Source organism: Pseudomonas sp. NFX224, from assembly GCF_048565165.1.
GTDB lineage: Bacteria > Pseudomonadota > Gammaproteobacteria > Pseudomonadales > Pseudomonadaceae > Aquipseudomonas.
The window spans coordinates 4037053-4056770 of sequence record NZ_CP183416.1 but is presented as its reverse complement, the minus strand read 5'-3'; the positions used below and the strand labels follow the sequence as shown (position 1 = coordinate 4056770).

22 protein-coding genes are annotated in these 19718 nt (G+C 59.9%); 11 read left to right on the top strand and 11 right to left on the bottom strand.

What is annotated here, in order from left to right:
- The first annotated feature begins 135 nt into the window (after positions 1-135).
- Complete coding sequence (locus ACNYC6_RS18475; RefSeq protein WP_419708604.1) at positions 136-2277, top strand: methyl-accepting chemotaxis protein; 2142 nt, start codon at positions 136-138, stop codon at positions 2275-2277.
- A gap of 24 nt (positions 2278-2301) precedes the next feature.
- On the opposite strand, the gene ACNYC6_RS18470 is transcribed toward ACNYC6_RS18475, so the two are convergent.
- From ACNYC6_RS18470 to ACNYC6_RS18460, 3 genes are read right to left on the bottom strand one after another with little or no spacing between them, the layout of a single operon-like run.
- Positions 2302-2925, bottom strand: a complete 624-nt coding sequence (locus ACNYC6_RS18470) for an SOS response-associated peptidase (protein ID WP_419708603.1) — start codon at positions 2923-2925, stop codon at positions 2302-2304.
- Between the two features lie 35 nt (positions 2926-2960).
- Positions 2961-3221 carry a putative signal transducing protein gene (locus ACNYC6_RS18465; RefSeq protein ID WP_419708602.1) on the bottom strand — a complete coding sequence of 87 codons (261 nt, stop codon included), beginning with the start codon at positions 3219-3221 and terminating at the stop codon, positions 2961-2963.
- 9 nt (positions 3222-3230) lie between these two features.
- Positions 3231-3413: a CPXCG motif-containing cysteine-rich protein gene (locus tag ACNYC6_RS18460; protein ID WP_008060224.1), complete on the bottom strand. Its 183-nt coding sequence runs from the start codon at positions 3411-3413 to the stop codon at positions 3231-3233.
- 139 nt (positions 3414-3552) lie between these two features.
- Here ACNYC6_RS18460 and ACNYC6_RS18455 point away from each other — a divergent pair, with 139 nt between their 5' ends.
- The gene (locus tag ACNYC6_RS18455) at positions 3553-4719 is read left to right on the top strand and encodes a 1-acyl-sn-glycerol-3-phosphate acyltransferase (protein ID WP_419708601.1); all 1167 of its coding nucleotides are present in this window, start codon (positions 3553-3555) and stop codon (positions 4717-4719) included.
- Positions 4720-4772: 53 nt separating this feature from the next.
- Here the strand turns inward: ACNYC6_RS18455 and ACNYC6_RS18450 are convergent, their stop codons facing one another.
- Positions 4773-5051, bottom strand: coding sequence for a hypothetical protein (locus ACNYC6_RS18450; RefSeq protein WP_419708600.1), 279 nt, complete (start codon positions 5049-5051; stop codon positions 4773-4775).
- Between the two features lie 193 nt (positions 5052-5244).
- Between ACNYC6_RS18450 and ACNYC6_RS18445 the strand changes: the two genes are divergently transcribed.
- Entirely contained in the window at positions 5245-5451 is a 207-nt protein-coding gene (locus tag ACNYC6_RS18445) for a hypothetical protein (RefSeq protein ID WP_034149566.1), read from the top strand.
- 52 nt (positions 5452-5503) lie between these two features.
- Here ACNYC6_RS18445 and ACNYC6_RS18440 read toward each other — a convergent pair whose 3' ends face one another.
- Complete coding sequence (locus ACNYC6_RS18440; RefSeq protein WP_056726255.1) at positions 5504-6088, bottom strand: YajG family lipoprotein; 585 nt, start codon at positions 6086-6088, stop codon at positions 5504-5506.
- A 204-nt stretch (positions 6089-6292) separates the two neighbouring features.
- On the opposite strand from ACNYC6_RS18440, the gene ACNYC6_RS18435 reads away from it, so the two are divergent.
- Together ACNYC6_RS18435 and mqo are read left to right on the top strand one after the other, a co-directional pair.
- Positions 6293-6526: a hypothetical protein gene (locus ACNYC6_RS18435; RefSeq protein WP_419708599.1), complete on the top strand. Its 234-nt coding sequence runs from the start codon at positions 6293-6295 to the stop codon at positions 6524-6526.
- Positions 6527-7266: 740 nt separating this feature from the next.
- The gene (gene mqo, locus ACNYC6_RS18430) at positions 7267-8775 is read left to right on the top strand and encodes a malate dehydrogenase (quinone) (protein WP_419708598.1); all 1509 of its coding nucleotides are present in this window, start codon (positions 7267-7269) and stop codon (positions 8773-8775) included.
- A gap of 93 nt (positions 8776-8868) precedes the next feature.
- On the opposite strand, the gene ACNYC6_RS18425 is transcribed toward mqo, so the two are convergent.
- From ACNYC6_RS18425 to ACNYC6_RS18410, 4 genes are all read right to left on the bottom strand, one after another.
- Positions 8869-9156: a PA4642 family protein gene (locus ACNYC6_RS18425; protein WP_419708597.1), complete on the bottom strand. Its 288-nt coding sequence runs from the start codon at positions 9154-9156 to the stop codon at positions 8869-8871.
- A 62-nt stretch (positions 9157-9218) separates the two neighbouring features.
- Positions 9219-9704 (bottom strand): hypothetical protein, encoded by a 486-nt coding sequence (locus tag ACNYC6_RS18420; protein WP_419708596.1) that lies wholly within the window; start codon positions 9702-9704, stop codon positions 9219-9221.
- Positions 9705-9878: 174 nt separating this feature from the next.
- Positions 9879-10352, bottom strand: coding sequence for a WbuC family cupin fold metalloprotein (locus tag ACNYC6_RS18415; protein WP_419708595.1), 474 nt, complete (start codon positions 10350-10352; stop codon positions 9879-9881).
- 4 nt (positions 10353-10356) lie between these two features.
- A complete protein-coding gene (locus ACNYC6_RS18410) occupies positions 10357-10914 on the bottom strand; it encodes a hypoxanthine-guanine phosphoribosyltransferase (protein ID WP_008060214.1) in 558 nt (185 codons plus the stop codon).
- A gap of 165 nt (positions 10915-11079) precedes the next feature.
- On the opposite strand from ACNYC6_RS18410, the gene upp reads away from it, so the two are divergent.
- Together upp and ACNYC6_RS18400 are read left to right on the top strand one after the other, a co-directional pair.
- On the top strand, positions 11080-11718 hold the full coding sequence (gene upp, locus ACNYC6_RS18405) for a uracil phosphoribosyltransferase (RefSeq protein WP_150704774.1): 639 nt from the start codon (positions 11080-11082) through the stop codon (positions 11716-11718).
- A 2-nt stretch (positions 11719-11720) separates the two neighbouring features.
- Complete coding sequence (locus ACNYC6_RS18400) at positions 11721-12995, top strand: uracil-xanthine permease family protein (RefSeq protein WP_419708594.1); 1275 nt, start codon at positions 11721-11723, stop codon at positions 12993-12995.
- Positions 12996-13053: 58 nt separating this feature from the next.
- Here the strand turns inward: ACNYC6_RS18400 and hemH are convergent, their stop codons facing one another.
- Both hemH and ACNYC6_RS18390 read right to left on the bottom strand, forming a co-directional pair.
- Entirely contained in the window at positions 13054-14076 is a 1023-nt protein-coding gene (gene hemH / locus ACNYC6_RS18395; RefSeq protein ID WP_419708593.1) for a ferrochelatase, read from the bottom strand.
- A 13-nt stretch (positions 14077-14089) separates the two neighbouring features.
- The gene (locus ACNYC6_RS18390) at positions 14090-14992 is read right to left on the bottom strand and encodes a TIGR01777 family oxidoreductase (protein WP_419708592.1); all 903 of its coding nucleotides are present in this window, start codon (positions 14990-14992) and stop codon (positions 14090-14092) included.
- 197 nt (positions 14993-15189) lie between these two features.
- Between ACNYC6_RS18390 and ACNYC6_RS18385 the strand changes: the two genes are divergently transcribed.
- The 4 genes from ACNYC6_RS18385 to phrB all read left to right on the top strand — a co-directional run bounded on the left by ACNYC6_RS18385 (position 15190) and on the right by phrB (position 19713).
- Positions 15190-16176, top strand: coding sequence for an NAD(P)/FAD-dependent oxidoreductase (locus ACNYC6_RS18385; protein ID WP_419708591.1), 987 nt, complete (start codon positions 15190-15192; stop codon positions 16174-16176).
- A gap of 155 nt (positions 16177-16331) precedes the next feature.
- Positions 16332-17291 carry a YbgA family protein gene (locus tag ACNYC6_RS18380; protein WP_419708590.1) on the top strand — a complete coding sequence of 320 codons (960 nt, stop codon included), beginning with the start codon at positions 16332-16334 and terminating at the stop codon, positions 17289-17291.
- Positions 17291-18232, top strand: a complete 942-nt coding sequence (locus ACNYC6_RS18375) for a MerR family transcriptional regulator (protein WP_419708589.1) — start codon at positions 17291-17293, stop codon at positions 18230-18232. The genes ACNYC6_RS18380 and ACNYC6_RS18375 overlap by 1 nt, the downstream gene beginning before the upstream one ends.
- A 35-nt stretch (positions 18233-18267) precedes the next feature.
- Positions 18268-19713, top strand: coding sequence for a deoxyribodipyrimidine photo-lyase (gene phrB, locus ACNYC6_RS18370; protein ID WP_419708588.1), 1446 nt, complete (start codon positions 18268-18270; stop codon positions 19711-19713).
- The last annotated feature ends 5 nt before the right edge of the window (positions 19714-19718 follow it).

Here is a 19718-nt window from a genome sequence, read left to right as displayed (position 1 = left end):
GCGGCCAGCCCGCCGGCAATGATTCATTTGCGACATCGAGTTCTCCAATACAGTCATTTCACCGATGCGCGCTCATGCCCGCTCAGCCCCCTGCCGATACACCTCCGCAGACGTCCTATTGCGTGCGGAGCACTCATGAAATTCAAGTCGATCCAGTTTTCCGTGGCGGCCCTGGCCGGCGCCATCGTTCTGAGCGTGGTGGCGGCCCTGGTCGTTTACGCGCTGTTTTCCGGTGCCCGGACGCAAGATATGGTCCAGGAGCGGACCCAGGCGCAATTCGAGCAAGTCATCGAACAGCGCCTGACCTCGCTGGCGCAAACCCAGGTTAGCCAGATCCAGCGTGAGCTCGAAGCGCCGCTGCTGATTGCCGGCGGCCTGGTGCGGGTCAACGCACTGATCGGCACACCGGGCGCTGATGGCAAACCTGCGCTGAGCCTCAGCCGTGAACAATTGATCGGGCTGATCAAGGAAAACGTGGCCAAGAACCCGAAAATCCTCGGTACCTACATCGGTTGGGAAAAAGACGCACTGGATCACAACGATGCGGCCTACGTCGGCACCCAGGTTGTAGGCATCGACGCCAGCAACGGTCGCTTTCTGCCGTGGTGGTTCCGCAACGAAGACGGCAGCCTGGGCCTGGACAAACTGGTGGACGTCGATGACCAGAAAACCCTGTCCACTGGCGTGCGCGCCAGCGAGTACTACCTGTGCTCGAAAGAAACCAGGAAGTCCTGCGTGATCGACCCGGCGCCCTACAAGGTCGGCGACAAAATCGTCATGCTCGCCTCCTTTATTGAACCGATCATGCTCAACGGCGCCTTCCAGGGCATCGTCGGTGCCGACCTGTCGGTGAACTTCATCCAGGAAATGCTCCTGGGCGCCAACCAGAAGCTCTACAGCGGCGCAGGGGAAATGACCCTGATCGGCGGCAATGGCCGGATCGTTGCCTACACCAAGGACCCGAGCAAATTCGGCGAGAAGGTCAGCGACATCCTCGACAGCAAGCAGATCGCCAACATGGCCAATCTCAAGCGCGGCGAAGTCACTTACACCGTGGACAAGGCCCAGGGCCGGATCGAGTTGTACCTGCCGTTCGGCATCGGCCAGACCGATGCGCGCTGGACCTTGATGCTGCAATTGCCGCTGAACGCGGTGATGGCCGACCTGCAAACACTTCAGGCTGACCTGAACGCACAGCGCAAATCCGACACCTTCGGCATGGCGATGGTCGGACTGGTGATTGCCGGTATCGGCTTGCTGGTGATCTGGCTGGTGGGCCACGGCATCGCCCGTCCACTCAAGCAGATGGTTGCCATGCTCGATGACATTGCGCAGGGCGAAGGCGACCTGACCCGCCGCCTGACCAGTGACCGCGCCGACGAACTCGGTTCAATCGCCAAAGGCTTCAATACGTTCCTAGCCAAGTTGCAGGTGATGATCACCCAAGTGGTGACCTCGGTGCAGAGCGTCAGCGATTCCTCGGAACACACCGCCGACATCGCCATCCGCACCAACACCGGCGTGCACAAGCAAATGGCCGAGATCGATCAGGTCGCCACCGCGGTGCATGAAATGACCGCGACCGCTCAGGACGTGGCGCGCAACGCCACTCAAGCCGCGCAAGCCGCCAGTCATGCGGATCAGGCTGCCAGCCAGGGCATGGCGATCGTGCGCGACACGTCCAACGCCATCGGCGCCCTCGCCGTGGAAATCGGCCGGGCGGTCGGTGTGGTGCAAACCCTGGCCAAGGACAGCGAAAACATCAACGCGATCCTCACCGCCATTCGCGGGATCGCCGAACAGACCAACCTGCTGGCCCTGAACGCGGCCATCGAAGCGGCCCGTGCCGGTGAGCAGGGTCGCGGCTTTGCCGTGGTGGCCGACGAGGTGCGTAATCTGGCGCAGAAAACCCAGAAAGCCACCGAAGAAATCCAGACCATGATTCAACAGCTGCAACAGGGCACACGGGATGTGGTGCGGGTGATGGAAGACAGCCAGAACCGCACCGACGAAAGCGTGCAGCACGCGGCCAAAGCGGCCGAAGCCCTGGAAACCATCACGCAAGCGGTGTCGGTGATCAACGACATGAACACCCAGATCGCCAGCGCCGCCGAGGAACAAAGTGCGGTGGCGGACGACATCAATCGCAACGTGATCAACATCGGACAAGTAGCCAATGAAGTGGCGGGTGGCGCGGATGAATCGAGCGCGGCCAGTGCGGACTTGACCAAGCTGGCCGAGCAGCAGCGGCGGTTGATCAATCAGTTCAAGGTCTAACAGAACGTCAAAAGATCGCACCACTCAACCCGGCGTAAGACACTCCGGCCCATTGAGCTTCGGATCATTGACCATGTTGGCCAGTACCCTTTCGCGCAACGCGGCAGGCTCACTGGCCAGCAACCCTTGCAAGACATGCAGCGGCGTCTCGGGATCGAGCCACGCCGCCTGCCCCGCCTCATCCAGAATCAACGGCCTGCGCTGACTCGCCGCTGGCTGAGTGATCACCGCCGTACTCAACCACACCTGCTCCTGCACCGGATACGCTTCCCAGATCGCCGCAAAAAACAGTGACGAGCCCTCCCCCGGCGTCAGCCAGAATGGCCGCTTGCGTGTGGTGCCGCGCCATTCATAGAAACCGTTGGCGGGCAAAAGGCAACGACGTTCGCGCAGGGCTTGGCGGAACATCGGTTGCTCGGCCACCGTTTCGGCGCGGGCATGCGCCGGCGTACGGGACAGATCGGTCAGCCATGGCGGCGTCAGGCCCCAGCGGGCACGGGCGAGCTCACGCTGACCGTCCGCGCCGGCTCGCAGCATCAACACCGAATCATTGGGGGAAATGTTCCACTGCGCCTGCTGATCGGCGGGAAAACCGGGCAAGGCCGCGAAGTCGCGGTTCCAGCGAAACAGGGCATAACGTCCACACATGGGGCAGCACAACTCTTGATCAAACGAACGCCAGCCTAACAGACCAGCGTGCCGGGAAAACTCTCCGGTTCATCGCCGGACAGCGGCAGCGCGGCATTGTACGCACTGATCAGCTCGCGGGCGTATTCGGCCTTGTCGTTATCCACTGCCAACCCCAGTAGACCGAAGATCGGCAGTTCACCGGAGGCGCCCACCAGATCACGCCCTACCAGATGCGCCTCGATGCCCTCGCTGGCGAGCATGCCTTGCAGCAACTCGCCTTCCATCAGGTTTTCCGGTTCATAGATGCGCTGCATATGCGCCCCTCATTCGTTTTCACTGAACACTTCGAGGTGCCATTCGTCTTCGTGAACCTGCAACACAAACGTTATCGGCCTGCAGCACACCTGACAGTCCTCAATATAGGTCTGATCCCCACCGGACAGGTCCAGCGTGGTCTCGACTTCCTCACCACAATACGGACATTCGTAAACTGCGCTTTCCAGCATCGCGGTCTCCCAGGTGACTTGTGCGTATAATCGCCGGTCTATTTGCAGGGCTATTTTTGTCTGACTACTTTTTCAGACCGTACCCCGTCGGTTTTCGATCAGAACCTTTACTTACCCTAGCCGTTTCTAACAAGAGAGCATGATGGGCGAATTCGATGCCATCCGACCTTACGACGACAGCGAAGTCCCAGCGGTGCTGGACCGACTGCTCGGCGACAAGGCGTTTCTAGATATCCTCACCCACTTCCGCTTTCCGCGTTTTGCCGGCGCATTAGGCTGGGCGCTAAAACCCCTTATAGCTCATCGGCTGCGCCGTGAGTTCGCCGGTATCACGTCGGTGGCCACTTTGCAGGACAAAGTCGAGCATTACGTCGACCACACCATTGAACGCGCCACGGACGGTGTCACTTACACCGGCGTGGAACAGTTCAAGTCAGGCAGTGCCTATCTGTTCATCGCCAACCACCGCGACATCGTGATGGACCCGGCCTTCGTCAACTACGCCGTATACCACGCCGGCCTGCCGACCCCGCGCATCGCCATCGGTGACAATCTGCTGCAAAAGCCCTTCGTCAGCGACCTGATGCGCCTGAACAAGAGCTTCATCGTGCACCGCTCGATCACCGGGCGTCGCGAGAAAATGGCGGCGTATCAACTGCTGTCGGCGTACATCAACCATTCGATCCGCAACGATTGCGCCTCGATCTGGATCGCCCAGGCCGAAGGCCGCGCCAAGGACGGTGACGACCGTACCGAATCGGCGATCCTCAAGATGTTCCACATGAGCCGCAAGGACGAGCCGTTCGGCGAGGTCATCCGCTCGCTGAACCTCACGCCTGTGTCGATCAGCTATGAATACGACCCGTGCGATCAGGCCAAGGCCCGCGAACTCTACATCCGCGCCACCACCGGCAGCTACACCAAGGCACCGGGCGAGGATGACGTGAGCATCGCCAAAGGCATCACCGGTTACAAAGGCCGGGTGCATGTGAACTTTGCCGCGCCAATCACCGAGCTGTTCGAAGACACCAAGCAATTGGCGGTCGAGATGGACAAGCAGATTCTGGGCGGTTACCGCTTGTTCCCGGTGCACTACCTGGCTTACGCGCATTGGAAGGATGCCGATCCGCAGTTGACGGTGCCAAAAGCCGCAGAGATATTCCCGGCCGACGAATTGGCCAAGGCTCAGGAACAATGGCAGCAACGGCTGGACGCCTGCCCCGAGGAACATCGCCCGTTCCTGGTTCTGCAATACGCGACACCGGTGCGTAATCAGTACCGAGTGAAATCCGGGCTGCCGCTGTAGGCGATTTTGGCTGGAGACAAGAACGGCGCCTTCGGGCGCCGTTCTTATTGGATCTAAACCTGCGTGCTGATCCACGACACCAGCAGCGCCAGCGCCATGCAGGCGAAGCCGAAGCTGTAGAAAAACCGGTTCATGCGCAGTGTGGCCCAGTCCAGCGTCGGCTCTTCGCTGGAGCGACTCTCGCGCTGCGCTTGCAAACTGGCCATCGCGCGCTGCTCGCGGCGACGGGTCGCGTGCAGCAGCCAGCCGCCCGGAAAGGCGAAGAGCAAGGCCAGCAGGTTGATCAATTTGGCGGGATGGGCGGTAAACAGCGTCATCAAATGCAGCGACATCACGAACCTCAAACAAAACCGGTGTGGCAGGCGCCAGACCGACGACCGCGGCGCGGATTCTACCGAAAGCCTTGGTGCCTGCACTCCCCTTTGCGACAAATTACCCGGCAAATGACCAATGGCTGTCCTGCGTCACGGCTTCGTCATCTGCATCGGCGACCATGCGCGCCTCGAAACCGACACGGACTGCGTCATGCTCCACGCCGAAAACCAGGATCGCCTCTACCTCATCGCTCACAACGACGAACAACAAACCCTCGTCGGCAGCCTCGCCTTCAATGTCCAGGACCGTCACTGGCTGGTGTATTGCGCACTGGGCGGTCATCAACACGCGGATTTACCAGAGGCGGATTTACTGACGGGCGTGAGTGTGCTGGATTTTTACTCGCAAGCAGCCTGACACCAACGCCCACTGCAGGAGCGAGCAAGCTCGCTCCTGCAGTGGGCTCGCGTTATTCGCCCAGGACCTGACCTACAGTCGGGTCCTTGAACAGGCGAGTCAACGCATCACTCAACACGTCGCTGACCAGTTTGGTGTTGGTTTCCTGGTTCGGCGCCATGCCGAAGCGCTGGTCCAGGGACGCGCCGTAACGACCGCTGTAACGGCGGTTGGCGTTCTGCACATCGGAGCGGAAGGTCGCGCCGATGGTGGCCTCAGTCACGTACATGCCTTCTTTAGGTGACTGATACTTCAGCTCGGCCAGCGTCACGGTGATTTGCGGTGCGTTCGCCGCATTGGCGGTCGGGGTGAAACCCAGCAGGCGCACAGCGGCTTCGGCCTGAGCCTGCAACTTCGGCAGGATCTGCGCGCCTTGTACGGTAATCGCGCTGGTTTCCGGGTACAGACCGCCACGGGTGCCCAGGGTTGGCGACGGACGTCCGTCCACCACACGTACCACGACAGGCTGACCGTGGCCAACCGGGGCCAGTTGCGCCGTCAGCTTGGGTTCCGGGTTCAGTTGTTGCGGGCTGTGGGCGCAGCCAACCAGCGTCAAGCTGGTCACAGTGATCAAACCGAACAACAGGCGTTGCAACATGCTCTTCTCTCCAGAATCAGGCACAAACAGGGCGGCAGTATAGCGGTGGGCCACTGCGGCTAACTAGGGTCATGCAACGATTACTGAAATCTCTGACAAACCCTCGGGAACGCGGTTCCTGTCACACATTTTTCACTTGGCATTCACTTGCACGTCACGAGTTGCTGCGAACGTTGTCGGCAATCACCCAAAAGGTATCTCGCCATGCGTTTTCTCGTTTCGTTGTTCGAAGCACGCCCGCAGCACCGCTGCTTCGCCCTGCTCGACCGCAACGGCCATTGCCAGGCATTCAAACAGTGCAGCCTGCAGCCCATGGGTGATGGCTGGGTCGAAATCGAGGAAATCCGCCTCAACTGGCTGCACAAACCCCTGCCCGCCAGCGCCCGCGTGATTGCGCGCCAGCGACGCTCGCGGATGCAGCAACTGCTGACCACCTGACCGAACGCCTAACAAAAGTCATAAAACACGACCAATTCCCTGCGTTTCTTAGATACAATCTCCCCCCGATTATAAGGACGTCTCCTGATCGGGCCTCGCAGCACCGTCAATGCCCTGGCATTGACACCCCGCACCGCCCACAGAGAGCCGCCCACACAGATCGAGTGAAGCTGGCGCACTTGCTGTTCCTCAAGCAAAACCTCCACTTTTCGCGAATCTGCAGAGCTGTCATTACGCTCGGTCACTGAGCTGTTTGCCCGTTTTGCCTGCCATGAATTCCCTGGCGGCAAAGCATTCGGGCACGGTGCCAGGCAGAGGCAGCCCTTTTTTGAGGTTCACGTCTTCAAAAGAGCGTGAAAAAAACGGGTTTTCACAACTTCACAAGAGTGTGGCGAGCAAATGAATAGTTTTGCGTCTGAACATGCACCATTAGCGTCTAGAACAGCCCAACGACACAGGACCGGGTACGCCTCGAATACCGGAGCCTGAAGCCTGTCCGCTACGGATTTGGTTGCACAAACGGATGTATCGACCATAAGTCGAATTGCCAGCCGCTCGTTGAAATGAGTTCATGGGGCTCTGATTAGACCCGGCAGGTAGCGTCCGTCGAAGTTGCGAAAAATTGCGAAGATTCGGACATGGCGATCCTGCCATGGTTACCAGGGGCAACACAGACACGCCCCGAAACGCCTGGCAGCCATGCCGTCAATTTGGTGCTGCAGATTTTGGAGACGCGTTAAATGGCGCATAACGAAGCAGTCGACGTAGTACTGGTTGGGGCGGGCATCATGAGTGCCACCCTTGCAGTACTGCTCAAAGAGCTCGACCCCGCGATCAAGCTGGAAGTCGTCGAGCTGATGGATTCCGGTGCTGCGGAGAGTTCCAACCCGTGGAACAACGCCGGTACCGGTCACGCCGGCCTGTGCGAGCTGAACTACACGCCGCAGGCTGCCGATGGCACCGTCGACATCAAGAAAGCCGTGCACATCAACACCCAGTTCGAGGTGTCGAAGCAGTTCTGGTCGTACCTGACCAAGAAAGGCACGTTCGGCTCGTGCAAATCGTTCATCAGCCCGGTGCCACACCTGAGCTTCGTGCAGAACGACAGCGGCGTGTCCTTCCTCAAGGAACGCTTCAAGGTACTGAGCAAGCACCACGCCTTCTCGGACATGGAATACACCGAAGACAAGGCCACCATGGCCGAGTGGATGCCGCTGATGATGCCGGGCCGTCCGGCCGACGAAGTTGTCGCCGCCACCCGCGTGATCAATGGCACCGACGTCAACTTCGGCGCGCTGACCAATCAACTGCTCAAGCACCTGACCAGCGCACCCGATGCCCAGGTCAAGTACTGCAAGCGCGTGACCGGCCTGAAGCGTAACAACGGCGGCTGGACCGTCAGCATCAAGGACGTCAACAGCGGCAGCACCCGCGAAGTCGACGCCAAATTCGTCTTCCTCGGCGCTGGCGGCGCGGCATTGCCGTTGCTGCAAGCTTCGGGCATCGAAGAGAGCAAAGGCTTCGGCGGTTTCCCGATCAGCGGCCAGTGGCTGCGTTGCGACAACCCGGAAGTGGTCAAGCATCACCAGGCCAAGGTGTACAGCCAGGCTGCCGTAGGTTCGCCACCGATGTCCGTGCCGCACCTGGACACCCGTGTGGTCGAGGGCAAGAAGTCCCTGCTGTTCGGACCCTACGCCGGCTTCACCACCAAGTTCCTCAAGCACGGCTCCTTCATGGACCTGCCGATGTCGGTTCGCGCCGGCAACATCGGCCCGATGCTGGCCGTGGCGAAAAACAACATGGATCTGACCAAGTACCTGGTCAGCGAAGTGATGCAATCGATGGAGCAGCGCCTGGAATCCCTGCGCCGCTTCTACCCGGAGGCGAAAGCCGAAGACTGGCGCCTGGAAGTGGCCGGCCAACGGGTGCAGATCATCAAGAAAGACCCGAAGAAAGGCGGCATTCTGCAGTTCGGTACCGAACTGGTTGCGGCCAAGGACGGCTCCCTGGCCGCCCTGCTCGGCGCTTCGCCAGGTGCTTCGGTGACCGTTTCGATCATGCTGGAACTGATCGAGAAGTGCTTCCCGGGCCAGGCCAAAGGCGAGTGGGCTGCCAAACTGGCGGAAATCTTCCCGGCTCGCGAGAAAGTCCTGGAAACCGACGCTGCGCTGTATCGCAAGATAAACTCGCAGAACAACGTTGCCCTGGAACTGGTTGAAGCCAGCAGCGAGACCGAAAGCTACGCTTGATTCGGCCGCATAAAAAACGCCCCGTCCTCATTGAGGGCGGGGCGTTTTTTTGTGCCATCAGAAAAATTGCAGCCTCGCTACGATCTTTTGATCTTAGCCGCGAGCCTTTTCGATCAGCTCGATGTATTCCGGCGCATTGCGTTGATCCTGGATCAGGGCAACGAAGTCATTGCCGTGCTCGTCCTTGCCGTTCACGTCAAAACCGGCCTCGACGAAGAACGTCAGGAAACGCTCGAAGTCGTCGATGCGCAGACCGCGGTAGGCCTTGATCAGTTTGTGCAGGGACGGAGAAGTCGCGTCGACCGGCTCGAAATCGAGGAACAACTTGATCTGCTCATCGCCGATCTCGTCACCAATCACTTGTTTCTTATCTTTACGCATTGCCGACTCCAGCTCGCAGACATTTCACGGGCGGGCAGTTTACCCCTGCGCGGGCGCCGGGCTCAACGCGGACGAACAGCGCCAGTGTGCAAGTCGGCCCAAATGTGGCCGTTGGCGTAGCTGAGAAACTGGCAATACACCGTGTCATTGCGCAACAAGTCGATCACGACCCGGTATTGCGCCAACGGGTAATAGAGGGTGAGGGTTTTGGATTTGTCGTCGTAGACCGGTTTTTTCAGGCTTTTGCTTTCGCCATCGAAATTGACCAGCACCTGATTGATCGTCGCGCCTTTGTTCAAGGACTTACCCTTGAGGCGGACCAGCAACGGCGAGGTGACAGGAATGGGCTGCTGGTTGGACTGGCGCTGACTGCCGACCACCACTGAATATTCGGTGACTTGCAACAGTTGTTGCTGCTCAGGCTCGGCGTCACGCAGGGTCAGGTCATCCGGCGGCAGGAACTGCCCGTGCATCGGCGCCGGCGCGGCAGCCAGGGGCAGGCTGAGGGTCAGCAACAGGGCAGCACAGCTGCGGATCAAAAGACTCATGACAGGCTCCGGAATCGGGGCCGAGCACTGTAGCAGCTGCCGACGGCTGCGTCCGGCTGCGAAGCAGTCGTGAAACAGACAATGGGCTATTTCAGCAGCACCGCGGGCTCAGCGCTTACGGCCTACGACGGCTGCGCAGCCGGACGCAGCCTTCGCCAGCGGCTACAAATATTATCAATCGAACTGCGCGTGCATCCAGGCCTGATACTCGGCAACACCAGGCTCGCCTTCACGCGGCGCCCAATGGGCCAACTCACCCTCGCCGACCGGACGGTAAGGGCCGGCCTTGCATTCGAACATCAGGCTGTCAGCTTCCAGCACCACCAAGCCGTGGAACACACCGGTTGGCAGGTCCACGCCAACACAGTCGCCGCCAGCCTCAAGCACAGTCTTGCTCAGCACCGTACCGGTCTCATCAAAGATCAACACGCCCAGCCGCCCCTTGAGGACCAACAAGGTTTCGGCCTTGTTTTCACCCAGGTGACGGTGAGGCGGGATATAGGTTGAAGGCTGCAACCCCACGGCCATGCGATGGCAAGCCTCTTCCATCTGATGAAAGTTGTGATGCTGACGCCCACGAGGATTAGTCGCCGCTTTCTCGGCCAACTCGGCGAACAGGGTCTGATCAAGAAAGCTGGGCGTGGTCATCTTCTTACATTCCTTTAACGGCAAAAATCCCGTTGGCGTTGCGCCAGTAGCCCTTGTAGTCCATGCCATAACCGAAGATGTAACGGTCGATACATGGCAGACCAACGAAATCGGCCTTCAGGTCCGGGCGAGCCTTACGGTCGTGGTCCTTGTCGATCAGCACAGCGGTGTGCACTTTGCGGGCACCGGCGTGTTTGCAGAAGTCGATGATCGCGCCCAGGGTATGACCTTCGTCGAGGATGTCGTCGATGATCAGCACGTCACGGTCGATGAACGACACTTCCGGCTTGGCTTTCCAGAACAGTTCGCCGCCGCTGGTTTCGTTGCGATAACGGGTGGCGTGCAGGTAGGACGCTTCCAGCGGGAACTGCAAATGGGTGAGCAGTTTGCCGGCGAAAATCAGCCCGCCGTTCATCACGCAGAACACCACCGGATTGCTGTCCGCCAGTTCATCGTTGATGTGTGCACCGACGCGGGCGATGGCCGCCTCGACTTCAGCTTCGGTGTACAGGCAGTCAGCCTCTCGCATGATTTGACGGATATGCTCGAGATCAGCGGACATGGCGCTCTCCAAGGGGGGGACGGATTCGGAAAAGCGGGCAAAGGTACGCATCCCGAACGGCCAGATCAAGCGTTTGTGGACTAACGTACTCTAATGTCTATAGGACAACACCCTCGGATAGATTAATCTAGGCCGGTTTTTTTGCCCGCCGCCGGAGCCTTTCCCATGCCCATCCTCGAGATCCGCCACCCGCTGATCCGTCACAAACTTGGCCTGATGCGCCGCGCAGACATCAGCACCAAGAATTTCCGTGAGCTCGCTCAGGAAGTCGGTGCCCTGCTGACCTATGAAGCCACCAAAGACCTGCCGCTGGAATCCTACGATATCGAAGGCTGGTGCGGCACTGTGTCGGTCGAGAAAATCGCCGGCAAGAAGATTACCGTGGTGCCGATCCTGCGTGCCGGTATCGGCATGCTTGAGGGCGTGCTCAGCCTGATCCCGGGCGCCAAGGTCAGCGCCGTGGGCGTTGCTCGCAACGAAGAAACCCTGCAGGCCCACACTTATCTGGAAAAACTGGTCCCGGAAATCGACGAACGCCTGGCGATGATCATCGACCCGATGCTTGCCACCGGCAGCTCCATGGTTGCCACCATCGACCTGCTGAAAAAGGCCGGCTGTCGTGACATCCGCGCCATGGTACTGGTCGCCGCCCCGGAAGGCATCGCCGCCGTCGAGAAAGCTCACCCGGACGTGACCATCTACACCGCATCCATTGATCAAAAACTGAACGAACACGGTTATATCATCCCGGGCCTGGGCGATGCTGGCGACAAGATCTTCGGCACCAAGCAGAAGGACGCGTGAGCATGCAGCAAGAGTTCAACGATCCGCTCTGGCGCACGGTGCTGTCCGGCGCGCAGATGCTGTTCGTGGCCTTCGGCGCCCTGGTGTTGATGCCGCTGATTACCGGCCTCGACCCGAACGTGGCGCTGTTTACCGCAGGTCTGGGAACGATTCTGTTCCAGATCGTCACCGGGCGTCAGGTGCCGGTGTTCCTGGCATCGAGTTTTGCCTTCATCACGCCGATCATTCTCGCCAAGGGCCAGTTCGGCCTCGCCGCGACCATGGGCGGCGTGATGGCGGCCGGCTTCGTCTACACCTTCCTCGGCTTGGCCGTGAAGATCAAAGGCACCGGTTTCATCGATCGCCTGTTGCCACCGGTGGTGATCGGCCCGGTCATCATCTCCATCGGCCTGGCCATGGCGCCGATTGCCGCCAATATGGCGATGGGCAAGGCTGGCGACGGTAGCGAGCTGATTCATTACCAGACGGCGATGATGATCTCGATGCCCGCGCTGCTGACCACCCTGATCGTCGCAGTGTTCGGCAAAGGCATTTTCCGCCTGGTACCGATCATCTCCGGCGTGCTGGTGGGCTTTGGCATGGCGTTCTACTTCGGCGTGGTCGACACGGCGAAGATTGCCGCTGCACCGTGGTTCGCCATCCCGCACTTCACCGCGCCGGAATTCAACTGGCAGGCGATTCTGTTCATCGTACCGGTAGCTCTGGCGCCGGCCATCGAACACATCGGCGGTGTGATTGCCGTGGGTAGCGTGACCGGACGCGATTACCTGAAGAAGCCCGGCCTGCACCGCACCCTGCTCGGTGACGGCATTGCCACCACGGCAGCCGGCATGTTCGGCGGCCCGCCCAACACCACCTACGCCGAAGTGACCGGCGCGGTGATGCTGACCAAGAACTACAACCCGAAAATCATGACCTGGGCGGCGATTTTCGCCATCAGCCTGGCGTTCGTTGGCAAGTTCGGCGCGCTGCTGCAAAGCATTCCGGTGCCGGTGATGGGCGGGATTCTGTGCCTGTTGTTCGGCTCGATTGCCGCGGTTGGCATGAACACGCTGATCCGCCACAAGATTGATCTGGGCGAAGCGCGCAATCTGGTGATTGTCTCGGTGACCCTGGTGTTCGGGATTGGTGGTGTGCTGGTTGGCACCGGCACCGGTCCAGATGATTTCGGCCTCAAAGGCATCGCGCTGTGCGCGGTGGTGGCGATTGCGCTGAACCTGATCCTGCCGGGCAATGACAGCTGGAAGCACAAGAAAGCGGATGAGCCGCTGATCTAGCGCTTCACGCGATACGCCTGTGGCGAGGGAGCTTGCTCCCTCGCCACCGTTCGCTTTCCTACAGCACCAGCGGCGCGCGCTCGCACAACGCACTCAACGCATGCGCCCAGCGCGGGTCATCGTTGAGACACGGCACCAGCACCAACTCCTCGCCTCCCGCTTCGCGGAACTGTTCCAGCCCGCGATCACCAATTTCCTCCAGCGTCTCGATGCAATCAGCGACGAACGCCGGGCACATCACCAAGACCTTCTTCACGCCGTTTTTGGCCAGTTCATCCAGGCGTGCCTCGGTGTAGGGTTCAATCCATTTGGCGCGCCCCAGACGCGACTGGAACGACACCGACCATTTGCCATCCGGCAGGCCCATGCGCTTGGCAAATTCCTTTGCAGTACGCAGGCACTGGCCGCGATAACAGGTCGCGACCACTTCCGGCGGCGCACCGGCGCAACAATCGCCACCGCCCTCGAAGCTGTGGCCCGGGTTGAGTTTGGTCAGGTGCCGCTCAGGCAAACCGTGGAAGCTCAGCAGCAGATGATCGTAATCCTGTTGCAGATAGGGCTTGGCCGTGGCCACTAAGGCGTCGAGGTATTCCGGCTGATCGTAGAACGGCTGGAGCACCGACAGTTGCAAATCGAGTTTTTTCTCGCGCACGACACGCCTGGCTTCCTCGATCACCGTGGTGGTGGTGCTGTCGGCGAACTGTGGATAAAGCGGCGCCAGCGTGATGCGTTTGTGCCCCGCCGCCGCCAGACGCAGCAGCGTCGACTCAATGGAAGGCTCGCCGTAACGCATCGCCAGCTCTACAGGCCCGTGCTTCCATTGTGCGGTCATGGCCTGTTGCAGGCGACGACTCAGCACCACCAGCGGCGAGCCCTCCTCCCACCAGATCGAAGCATAGGCATGGGCCGACTGCTTGGGACGGTTGACCAGGATCAACGACACCAACAGACGCCGCACCGGCCATGGCAGGTCGATCACGTACGGGTCCATCAGAAACTGATTGAGGTAGCTGCGCACATCCGCCACCGAGGTGGAGGCAGGAGAGCCCAGGTTGACCAGAAGCAACGCGTGATCGGTCATGCAACGTCCTATTTCAGAGGCGGCTGGAAAGATTGTCCAATGCCGCGCGCAAATCAGTGAACTGGAATGTGAATCCCGCTTCCAGCAAGCGCACTGGCATGGCCCGTTGGCCACCCAGCAGCAACAACGACAACTCGCCCAGACCGACCTTCAACGCAAAGGCCGGCATCGGCATGAACGCCGGACGGTGCAATACGCTGCCCAGGGTTTTGGCAAACTCGCGGTTGCGCACCGGCTTCGGTGCGCAGGCATTATATGGACCGACGGCTTCATTGCGATGCAGAAGAAAATCAATCAGGGCGATTTGATCGTTGATATGGATCCACGGCATCCACTGCCGACCATTGCCAATCGGCCCGCCCAGCCCCAGTTTGAACGGCAACAGCAGGCGCGACAAAAAGCCGCCCTCGGCAGACAACACCAACCCGGTGCGGATGAGGATCACGCGAATGCCCAAGGCTTCGGCGCGCTGTGCGGTTTCTTCCCAGGCGATGCACAACTGGCTGGCGAAATCGTCGATCACCGGGGGCGAGTCCTCGGTCAGCTCACGTTCGCCACCATCGCCGTACCAACCGACCGCCGATCCCGAAATCAAAACCTGCGGTTTTTGCTCACGACTGTCGAGCCAGGCGAGCAAAGTTTCAGTCAGGGTGATGCGGCTGCTCCACAACAAGGCTTTGCGCTTGTGCGTCCACAGGCGATCGGCAATGGGTGCGCCGGCCAGGTTGATAATGGCATCGACCGTCTCCTGTCCGATGTCCTCTAACCGGGCAATGCCTCGCACCTGAGCTCCGCAGACTTTGGCGACTTTTGCCGGGGTGCGGCTCCAGACTGTGAGGCGATGGCCCTGACTCAACCAGTGTCGGCAGAGCTGACGTCCTATCAAACCAGTACCGCCGGTCAGCAATATGTGCATGACTTCTTCCTCGCGTGGCGTTTTACCCTGATCACTAGTCTATTTTTATAAGCAAGGGATCTTTGATATCGGGCAGGCTCTGTGTTTAACAATAGGTCAAGCTGTCGGAACGAGAACGCTAAAAGTTATACCAAAAAACAATATTGTACAGGTTTAAACCCCGGCGTAGTCTGTACAGAAAGGTAAACGAGGCCCTTATGACTGTACCTATCGCAATCATCGGCACCGGCATCGCCGGGCTCTCAGCCGCACAAGCCCTGACTGACCTAGGGCATGTCGTGCAACTTTTTGACAAAAGCCGCGGCAGTGGCGGACGTATGTCGAGCAAGCGCAGCGATGCAGGTGCGCTGGACATGGGCGCGCAATATTTCACCGCCCGCGACCGTCGCTTCGTCACCGAAGTCCAGCGCTGGCAAGCCAACGGCTGGGTGGCCGAATGGACGCCGCAGTTGTACACCTTCCATGGTGGCCAACTCAGCCTGTCGCCGGACGAACAGACCCGCTGGGTCGGTACACCGCGCATGAGCGCCATCACCCGCGCCCTGCTCGGCGACCTCGAAGTGCATTTCGCCTGCCGGATCACCGAGGTCTATCGCGGTGAAGAACACTGGCATCTGCAAGATGCCGAAGGCTTCACCCACGGGCCGTTCAGTCACGTCGTGATCGCCACGCCGGCTCCGCAAGCGACCGCGCTGCTGGCCTCCGCACCGAAGCTCGCCGGGGCCGCCGCCGGGGTGAAAATGGACCCCACCTGGGCCATCGCGCTGGCGTTCGAAACCCCACTGGATACGCCCATGGAAGGTTGCTTCGTGCAAGACAGCCCGCTGGACTGGCTGGCGCGCAACCGCAGCAAACCCGGACGCGACAACACCCTCGACACCTGGGTGCTGCACGCCACCAGTGCCTGGAGCCGCCAGCACATCGACCTGCCAAAAGAAGCGGTGATCGAACAGTTGCACGGTGCGTTCGCCGAAATGCTGCACGACTCCATGCCCGCGCCGACCTTCAGTCTCGCCCATCGCTGGCTCTATGCCCGCCCTGCCAGCAGCCATGAATGGGGCACGCTGGCCGATGCCGACCTGGGCCTTTACGCGTGTGGCGACTGGTGCCTGTCCGGACGTGTCGAAGGCGCCTGGCTCAGCGGCCAGGAAGCCGCTCGCCGCCTGCATGAGCACTTGCAGTGACCGGCATCAGTTCAAGAGAATTGCTGCTGTCTACCCGGACAGCAGCCCGGCAAAAACCTATACATAAAATTTGACTTGTATAGCTTCGTATCTAAGATCAAGTTATGTTGTACAGCGCTGATGCTCTGTACAGATTTTGATTCGAGGTGTCTTCAATGTCGCTGCTCGCCACCAAACCGAAAATCGCTATCAGCGCCTGCCTGATGGGCGCCGAGGTGCGCTATAACGGCGGGCACAAGGCTTCGCGACTGTGCAGCCGCATCCTGACCGATTACTTCGATTTCGTGCCGGTCTGTCCGGAAGTCGCCATCGGCCTGGGGGTTCCGCGCCAGCCGATCCGGCTGGTGGGTGATCCGGATCACCCCGACGCCGTCAGCACGGTTGATCACCAGCTCAACGTCACCCGGCCACTGGCCGCTTACGGTCGGCAAATGGCGGCTGAGCTTGACGATATCTGCGGCTACATCTTTATGCAGAAATCTCCGTCCTGTGGTCTGGAGCGGGTCAAGGTCTACCATGCCAACGGCGCAGCGCTCGACAGTGGTGGCCAAGGCATCTATGCCCACGCCTTCTGCGCCCTGCATCCTGATTTGCCGGTGGAAGAAGACGGCCGGCTCAACGACCCGGTGCTCCGGGAAAACTTCCTCACCCGTGTATTTGCCTACGGCGCCTGGCAGCAATTGCTGCATCAAGGCTTGAGCCGTCGCGGCCTCACGGATTTCCATTCGCGCTACAAGTACCTGTTGATGGCCCACAACCCGGTGCAATACAAAACCCTGGGCGCACTGCTGGGCAACATGGGGGGCACCGATCCGCAGGAACTTGGCCCATGTTATTTCAGTGAGCTGATGGCCGCCCTGAAAAAGTGCGCCACGCGCCGCACCCACACCAATGTCCTGCAGCACCTCAGCGGTTATCTCAAACAAGCAATCAGCGCTGAAGACAAACAGGAAGTGCAACACGTCATCGGCCAGTACCGCCACGGCATCGTGCCGCTGGTGGTGCCGCTGACGCTGCTCAAGCATCACTTTCGCCAACATCCGGATCCGTACATCGCGCAACAGGTTTACCTGCAACCGCACCCGGAAAACCTCAGCCTGCGAAACGCAATCTAATGAAAGAACGACTCGACAGCAGTGCCCGCGAGGACTTGGGCGCCGACTTCAAAAAGGCCCTCGATGACGGCTGGTTGCCGATCCGTGAAGTGGCCCGTCAGACCGGCGTCAACGCCATCACCCTGCGTGCGTGGGAACGGCGCTATGGCCTGATCGTGCCGCAACGTACGCCCAAGGGACATCGGCTATTTTCCGCCGAGCACGTGCAACGCATCCTGACGATCCTTACCTGGCTCAACCGTGGCGTGGCCGTCAGCCAGGTCAAGCAATTGCTGGATACTCCACAAGCCTTTAACCAGCCAGTGGAAAACGACTGGCAGCGGCTACGCCAGACGTTGCTGCTGGCGGTCACCAAACTCACCGAGCGTGCGCTGGACGACACCGTCAACCAGGCCATGGCGCTCTATCCGCCGCGGACCTTGTGCGAGCAACTACTGATGCCATTGCTGACGGAGCTGGAGCAACGCTGGCAAGGTCAGTTCGGCGCGCAGATGGAACGGGGGTTTTTCTATTCCTGGCTGCGCAGCAAATTCGGTGCACGCATCTACCATAACAATCGACAGTTACACACCGCGCCATTGCTGTTGATCAACCACTCGGACCTGCCATTGGAACCCCACCTGTGGCTCACGGCCTGGTTGGTCAGCAGCGCTGATTGCCCGGTGGAAGTGTTCGACTGGCCACTGCCTGCGGGAGAACTGGCGCTGGCGGTCGACTATCTGCAACCACGCGGCGTACTGCTGTATTCCAGCAAAGCCATAAACCTTTCGCAGTTGCCGAAACTTTTGAGCAACGTCAGTTGCCCAAAAATGATTGCCGGACCAACGGTGTGCATCCACCACGCCGAGCTGTCCGTAAAAACTTCAGAAATTGCTGATTTGTACCTGGCCGAAGATCCGTTGTTGGCACACCAGGTACTCGTTCAGCGTCGGCTCATTTAATGGCTCTTTTTTCAATGACTGGTACGGACGTCAACATGCAATTGATCTGGCTGCGCAGCGATTTGCGCCTACACGACAACACTGCCCTCTCGGCCGCCGCTGCGGTTGGCCCGAGCGTGGCGGTGTATCTGCTGAGCCCGGAGCAATGGCTGGAACACGACGATGCGCCGTGCAAAGTGGACTTTTGGTTGCGCAATCTCAAAGAACTGAGCCAGGCGCTGGACCGACTGAACATTCCATTGCTGATCCGCAAGGCCCCACGCTGGGATGACGCGCCGAAGGTATTGCTGGATCTTTGCCGGCAACTGAACATCCATGGCGTGCACGTCAACGAAGAATATGGCATCCATGAAACCCGCCGCGACGCCACGGTTGCCGAAGTACTGAGCGCCCAAGGCATTGAGTTTCACAGCCACCTTGATCAATTACTGTTCAAACCTGGCAGTGTCCTGACCAAAACCGGCACTTATTTTCAGGTCTTCAGTCAGTTCCGCAAGGTTTGCTACGAGCGACTGCATCACGCTCTGCCACGCCTGGTCAGCACCCCCATGACTCAAGCACCGCTGGGTATCCCCAACGATGAGATACCGGCCAGCATCAAGGGTTTCGAAACGCCTGGCGCCAACCTTCAAGCGCTTTGGCCCGCCGGTGAAACCGAAGCCCGGCGCCGGCTCGATACCTTCGCCGACGCTCAGATCGACTACTACCAGAGTGAACGCGACTTCCCGGCGAAACCCGGCACCAGCCAGCTCTCGGCCTATCTCGCTGCCGGGGTGATTTCGCCGCGCCAATGCCTGCACGCTGCCCTGCAAAGCAATCAGGGCGAATTCGAAAGCGGCAAGGTTGGTGCCGTCACCTGGATCAATGAACTGCTGTGGCGCGAGTTCTATAAACACATTCTGGTCGGCTACCCAAGGGTCTCCCGTCATCGCGCTTTCCGTCCGGAAACCGAAGCCCTGGCCTGGCGCCACGCCCCCGAAGAGCTTGCAGCATGGCAGCAGGCCCGCACCGGGTTGCCGATCATCGACGCCGCCATGCGCCAATTGCTGGAAACCGGTTGGATGCACAACCGCCTGCGCATGGTCGTGGCGATGTTCCTGACCAAGAATCTGTTGATTGACTGGCGTGAAGGCGAACGCTTTTTCATGCGGCACCTGATCGATGGCGACCTAGCCGCAAACAATGGCGGCTGGCAATGGAGTTCGTCCACCGGCACCGACTCCGCCCCTTACTTCCGGATTTTCAACCCGCTCAGCCAATCGGAAAAGTTCGACGCCGAAGGCCTGTTCATCAAACACTGGCTGCCGGAACTGTCCGGGCTGAGCAAAAAAGAAGTGCACAACCCGGCCCATCTCACCGGTTTGTTCGGCGTGGCGGATTATCCGTCTCCGATAGTCGACCTCAATACGTCCCGCGCACGCGCCTTGGCGGCATTCAAGAACCTGCCAGCGCGGCAGCATGCCGGAAGCCCGCATGAATAGCTCCT

Coding starts and splice junctions, on each gene's coding strand:
- ACNYC6_RS18445 (WP_034149566.1), top strand. CDS start 5,245: ATGCTCCACGCCGAAAACCAGGATCGCCTCTACCTCATCGCTCACAAC.
- ACNYC6_RS18410 (WP_008060214.1), bottom strand. CDS start 10,914: ATGTCCGCTGATCTCGAGCATATCCGTCAAATCATGCGAGAGGCTGAC.
- ACNYC6_RS18390 (WP_419708592.1), bottom strand. CDS start 14,992: ATGCACATATTGCTGACCGGCGGTACTGGTTTGATAGGACGTCAGCTC.
- ACNYC6_RS18385 (WP_419708591.1), top strand. CDS start 15,190: ATGACTGTACCTATCGCAATCATCGGCACCGGCATCGCCGGGCTCTCA.
- ACNYC6_RS18440 (WP_056726255.1), bottom strand. CDS start 6,088: ATGTTGCAACGCCTGTTGTTCGGTTTGATCACTGTGACCAGCTTGACG.
- ACNYC6_RS18415 (WP_419708595.1), bottom strand. CDS start 10,352: ATGACCACGCCCAGCTTTCTTGATCAGACCCTGTTCGCCGAGTTGGCC.
- ACNYC6_RS18375 (WP_419708589.1), top strand. CDS start 17,291: ATGAAAGAACGACTCGACAGCAGTGCCCGCGAGGACTTGGGCGCCGAC.
- mqo (WP_419708598.1), top strand. CDS start 7,267: ATGGCGCATAACGAAGCAGTCGACGTAGTACTGGTTGGGGCGGGCATC.
- ACNYC6_RS18460 (WP_008060224.1), bottom strand. CDS start 3,413: ATGCTGGAAAGCGCAGTTTACGAATGTCCGTATTGTGGTGAGGAAGTC.
- hemH (WP_419708593.1), bottom strand. CDS start 14,076: ATGACCGATCACGCGTTGCTTCTGGTCAACCTGGGCTCTCCTGCCTCC.
- ACNYC6_RS18470 (WP_419708603.1), bottom strand. CDS start 2,925: ATGTGTGGACGTTATGCCCTGTTTCGCTGGAACCGCGACTTCGCGGCC.
- ACNYC6_RS18475 (WP_419708604.1), top strand. CDS start 136: ATGAAATTCAAGTCGATCCAGTTTTCCGTGGCGGCCCTGGCCGGCGCC.
- ACNYC6_RS18435 (WP_419708599.1), top strand. CDS start 6,293: ATGCGTTTTCTCGTTTCGTTGTTCGAAGCACGCCCGCAGCACCGCTGC.
- ACNYC6_RS18465 (WP_419708602.1), bottom strand. CDS start 3,221: ATGCAGCGCATCTATGAACCGGAAAACCTGATGGAAGGCGAGTTGCTG.
- ACNYC6_RS18425 (WP_419708597.1), bottom strand. CDS start 9,156: ATGCGTAAAGATAAGAAACAAGTGATTGGTGACGAGATCGGCGATGAG.
- ACNYC6_RS18380 (WP_419708590.1), top strand. CDS start 16,332: ATGTCGCTGCTCGCCACCAAACCGAAAATCGCTATCAGCGCCTGCCTG.
- ACNYC6_RS18420 (WP_419708596.1), bottom strand. CDS start 9,704: ATGAGTCTTTTGATCCGCAGCTGTGCTGCCCTGTTGCTGACCCTCAGC.
- phrB (WP_419708588.1), top strand. CDS start 18,268: ATGCAATTGATCTGGCTGCGCAGCGATTTGCGCCTACACGACAACACT.
- upp (WP_150704774.1), top strand. CDS start 11,080: ATGCCCATCCTCGAGATCCGCCACCCGCTGATCCGTCACAAACTTGGC.
- ACNYC6_RS18400 (WP_419708594.1), top strand. CDS start 11,721: ATGCAGCAAGAGTTCAACGATCCGCTCTGGCGCACGGTGCTGTCCGGC.
- ACNYC6_RS18450 (WP_419708600.1), bottom strand. CDS start 5,051: ATGTCGCTGCATTTGATGACGCTGTTTACCGCCCATCCCGCCAAATTG.
- ACNYC6_RS18455 (WP_419708601.1), top strand. CDS start 3,553: ATGATGGGCGAATTCGATGCCATCCGACCTTACGACGACAGCGAAGTC.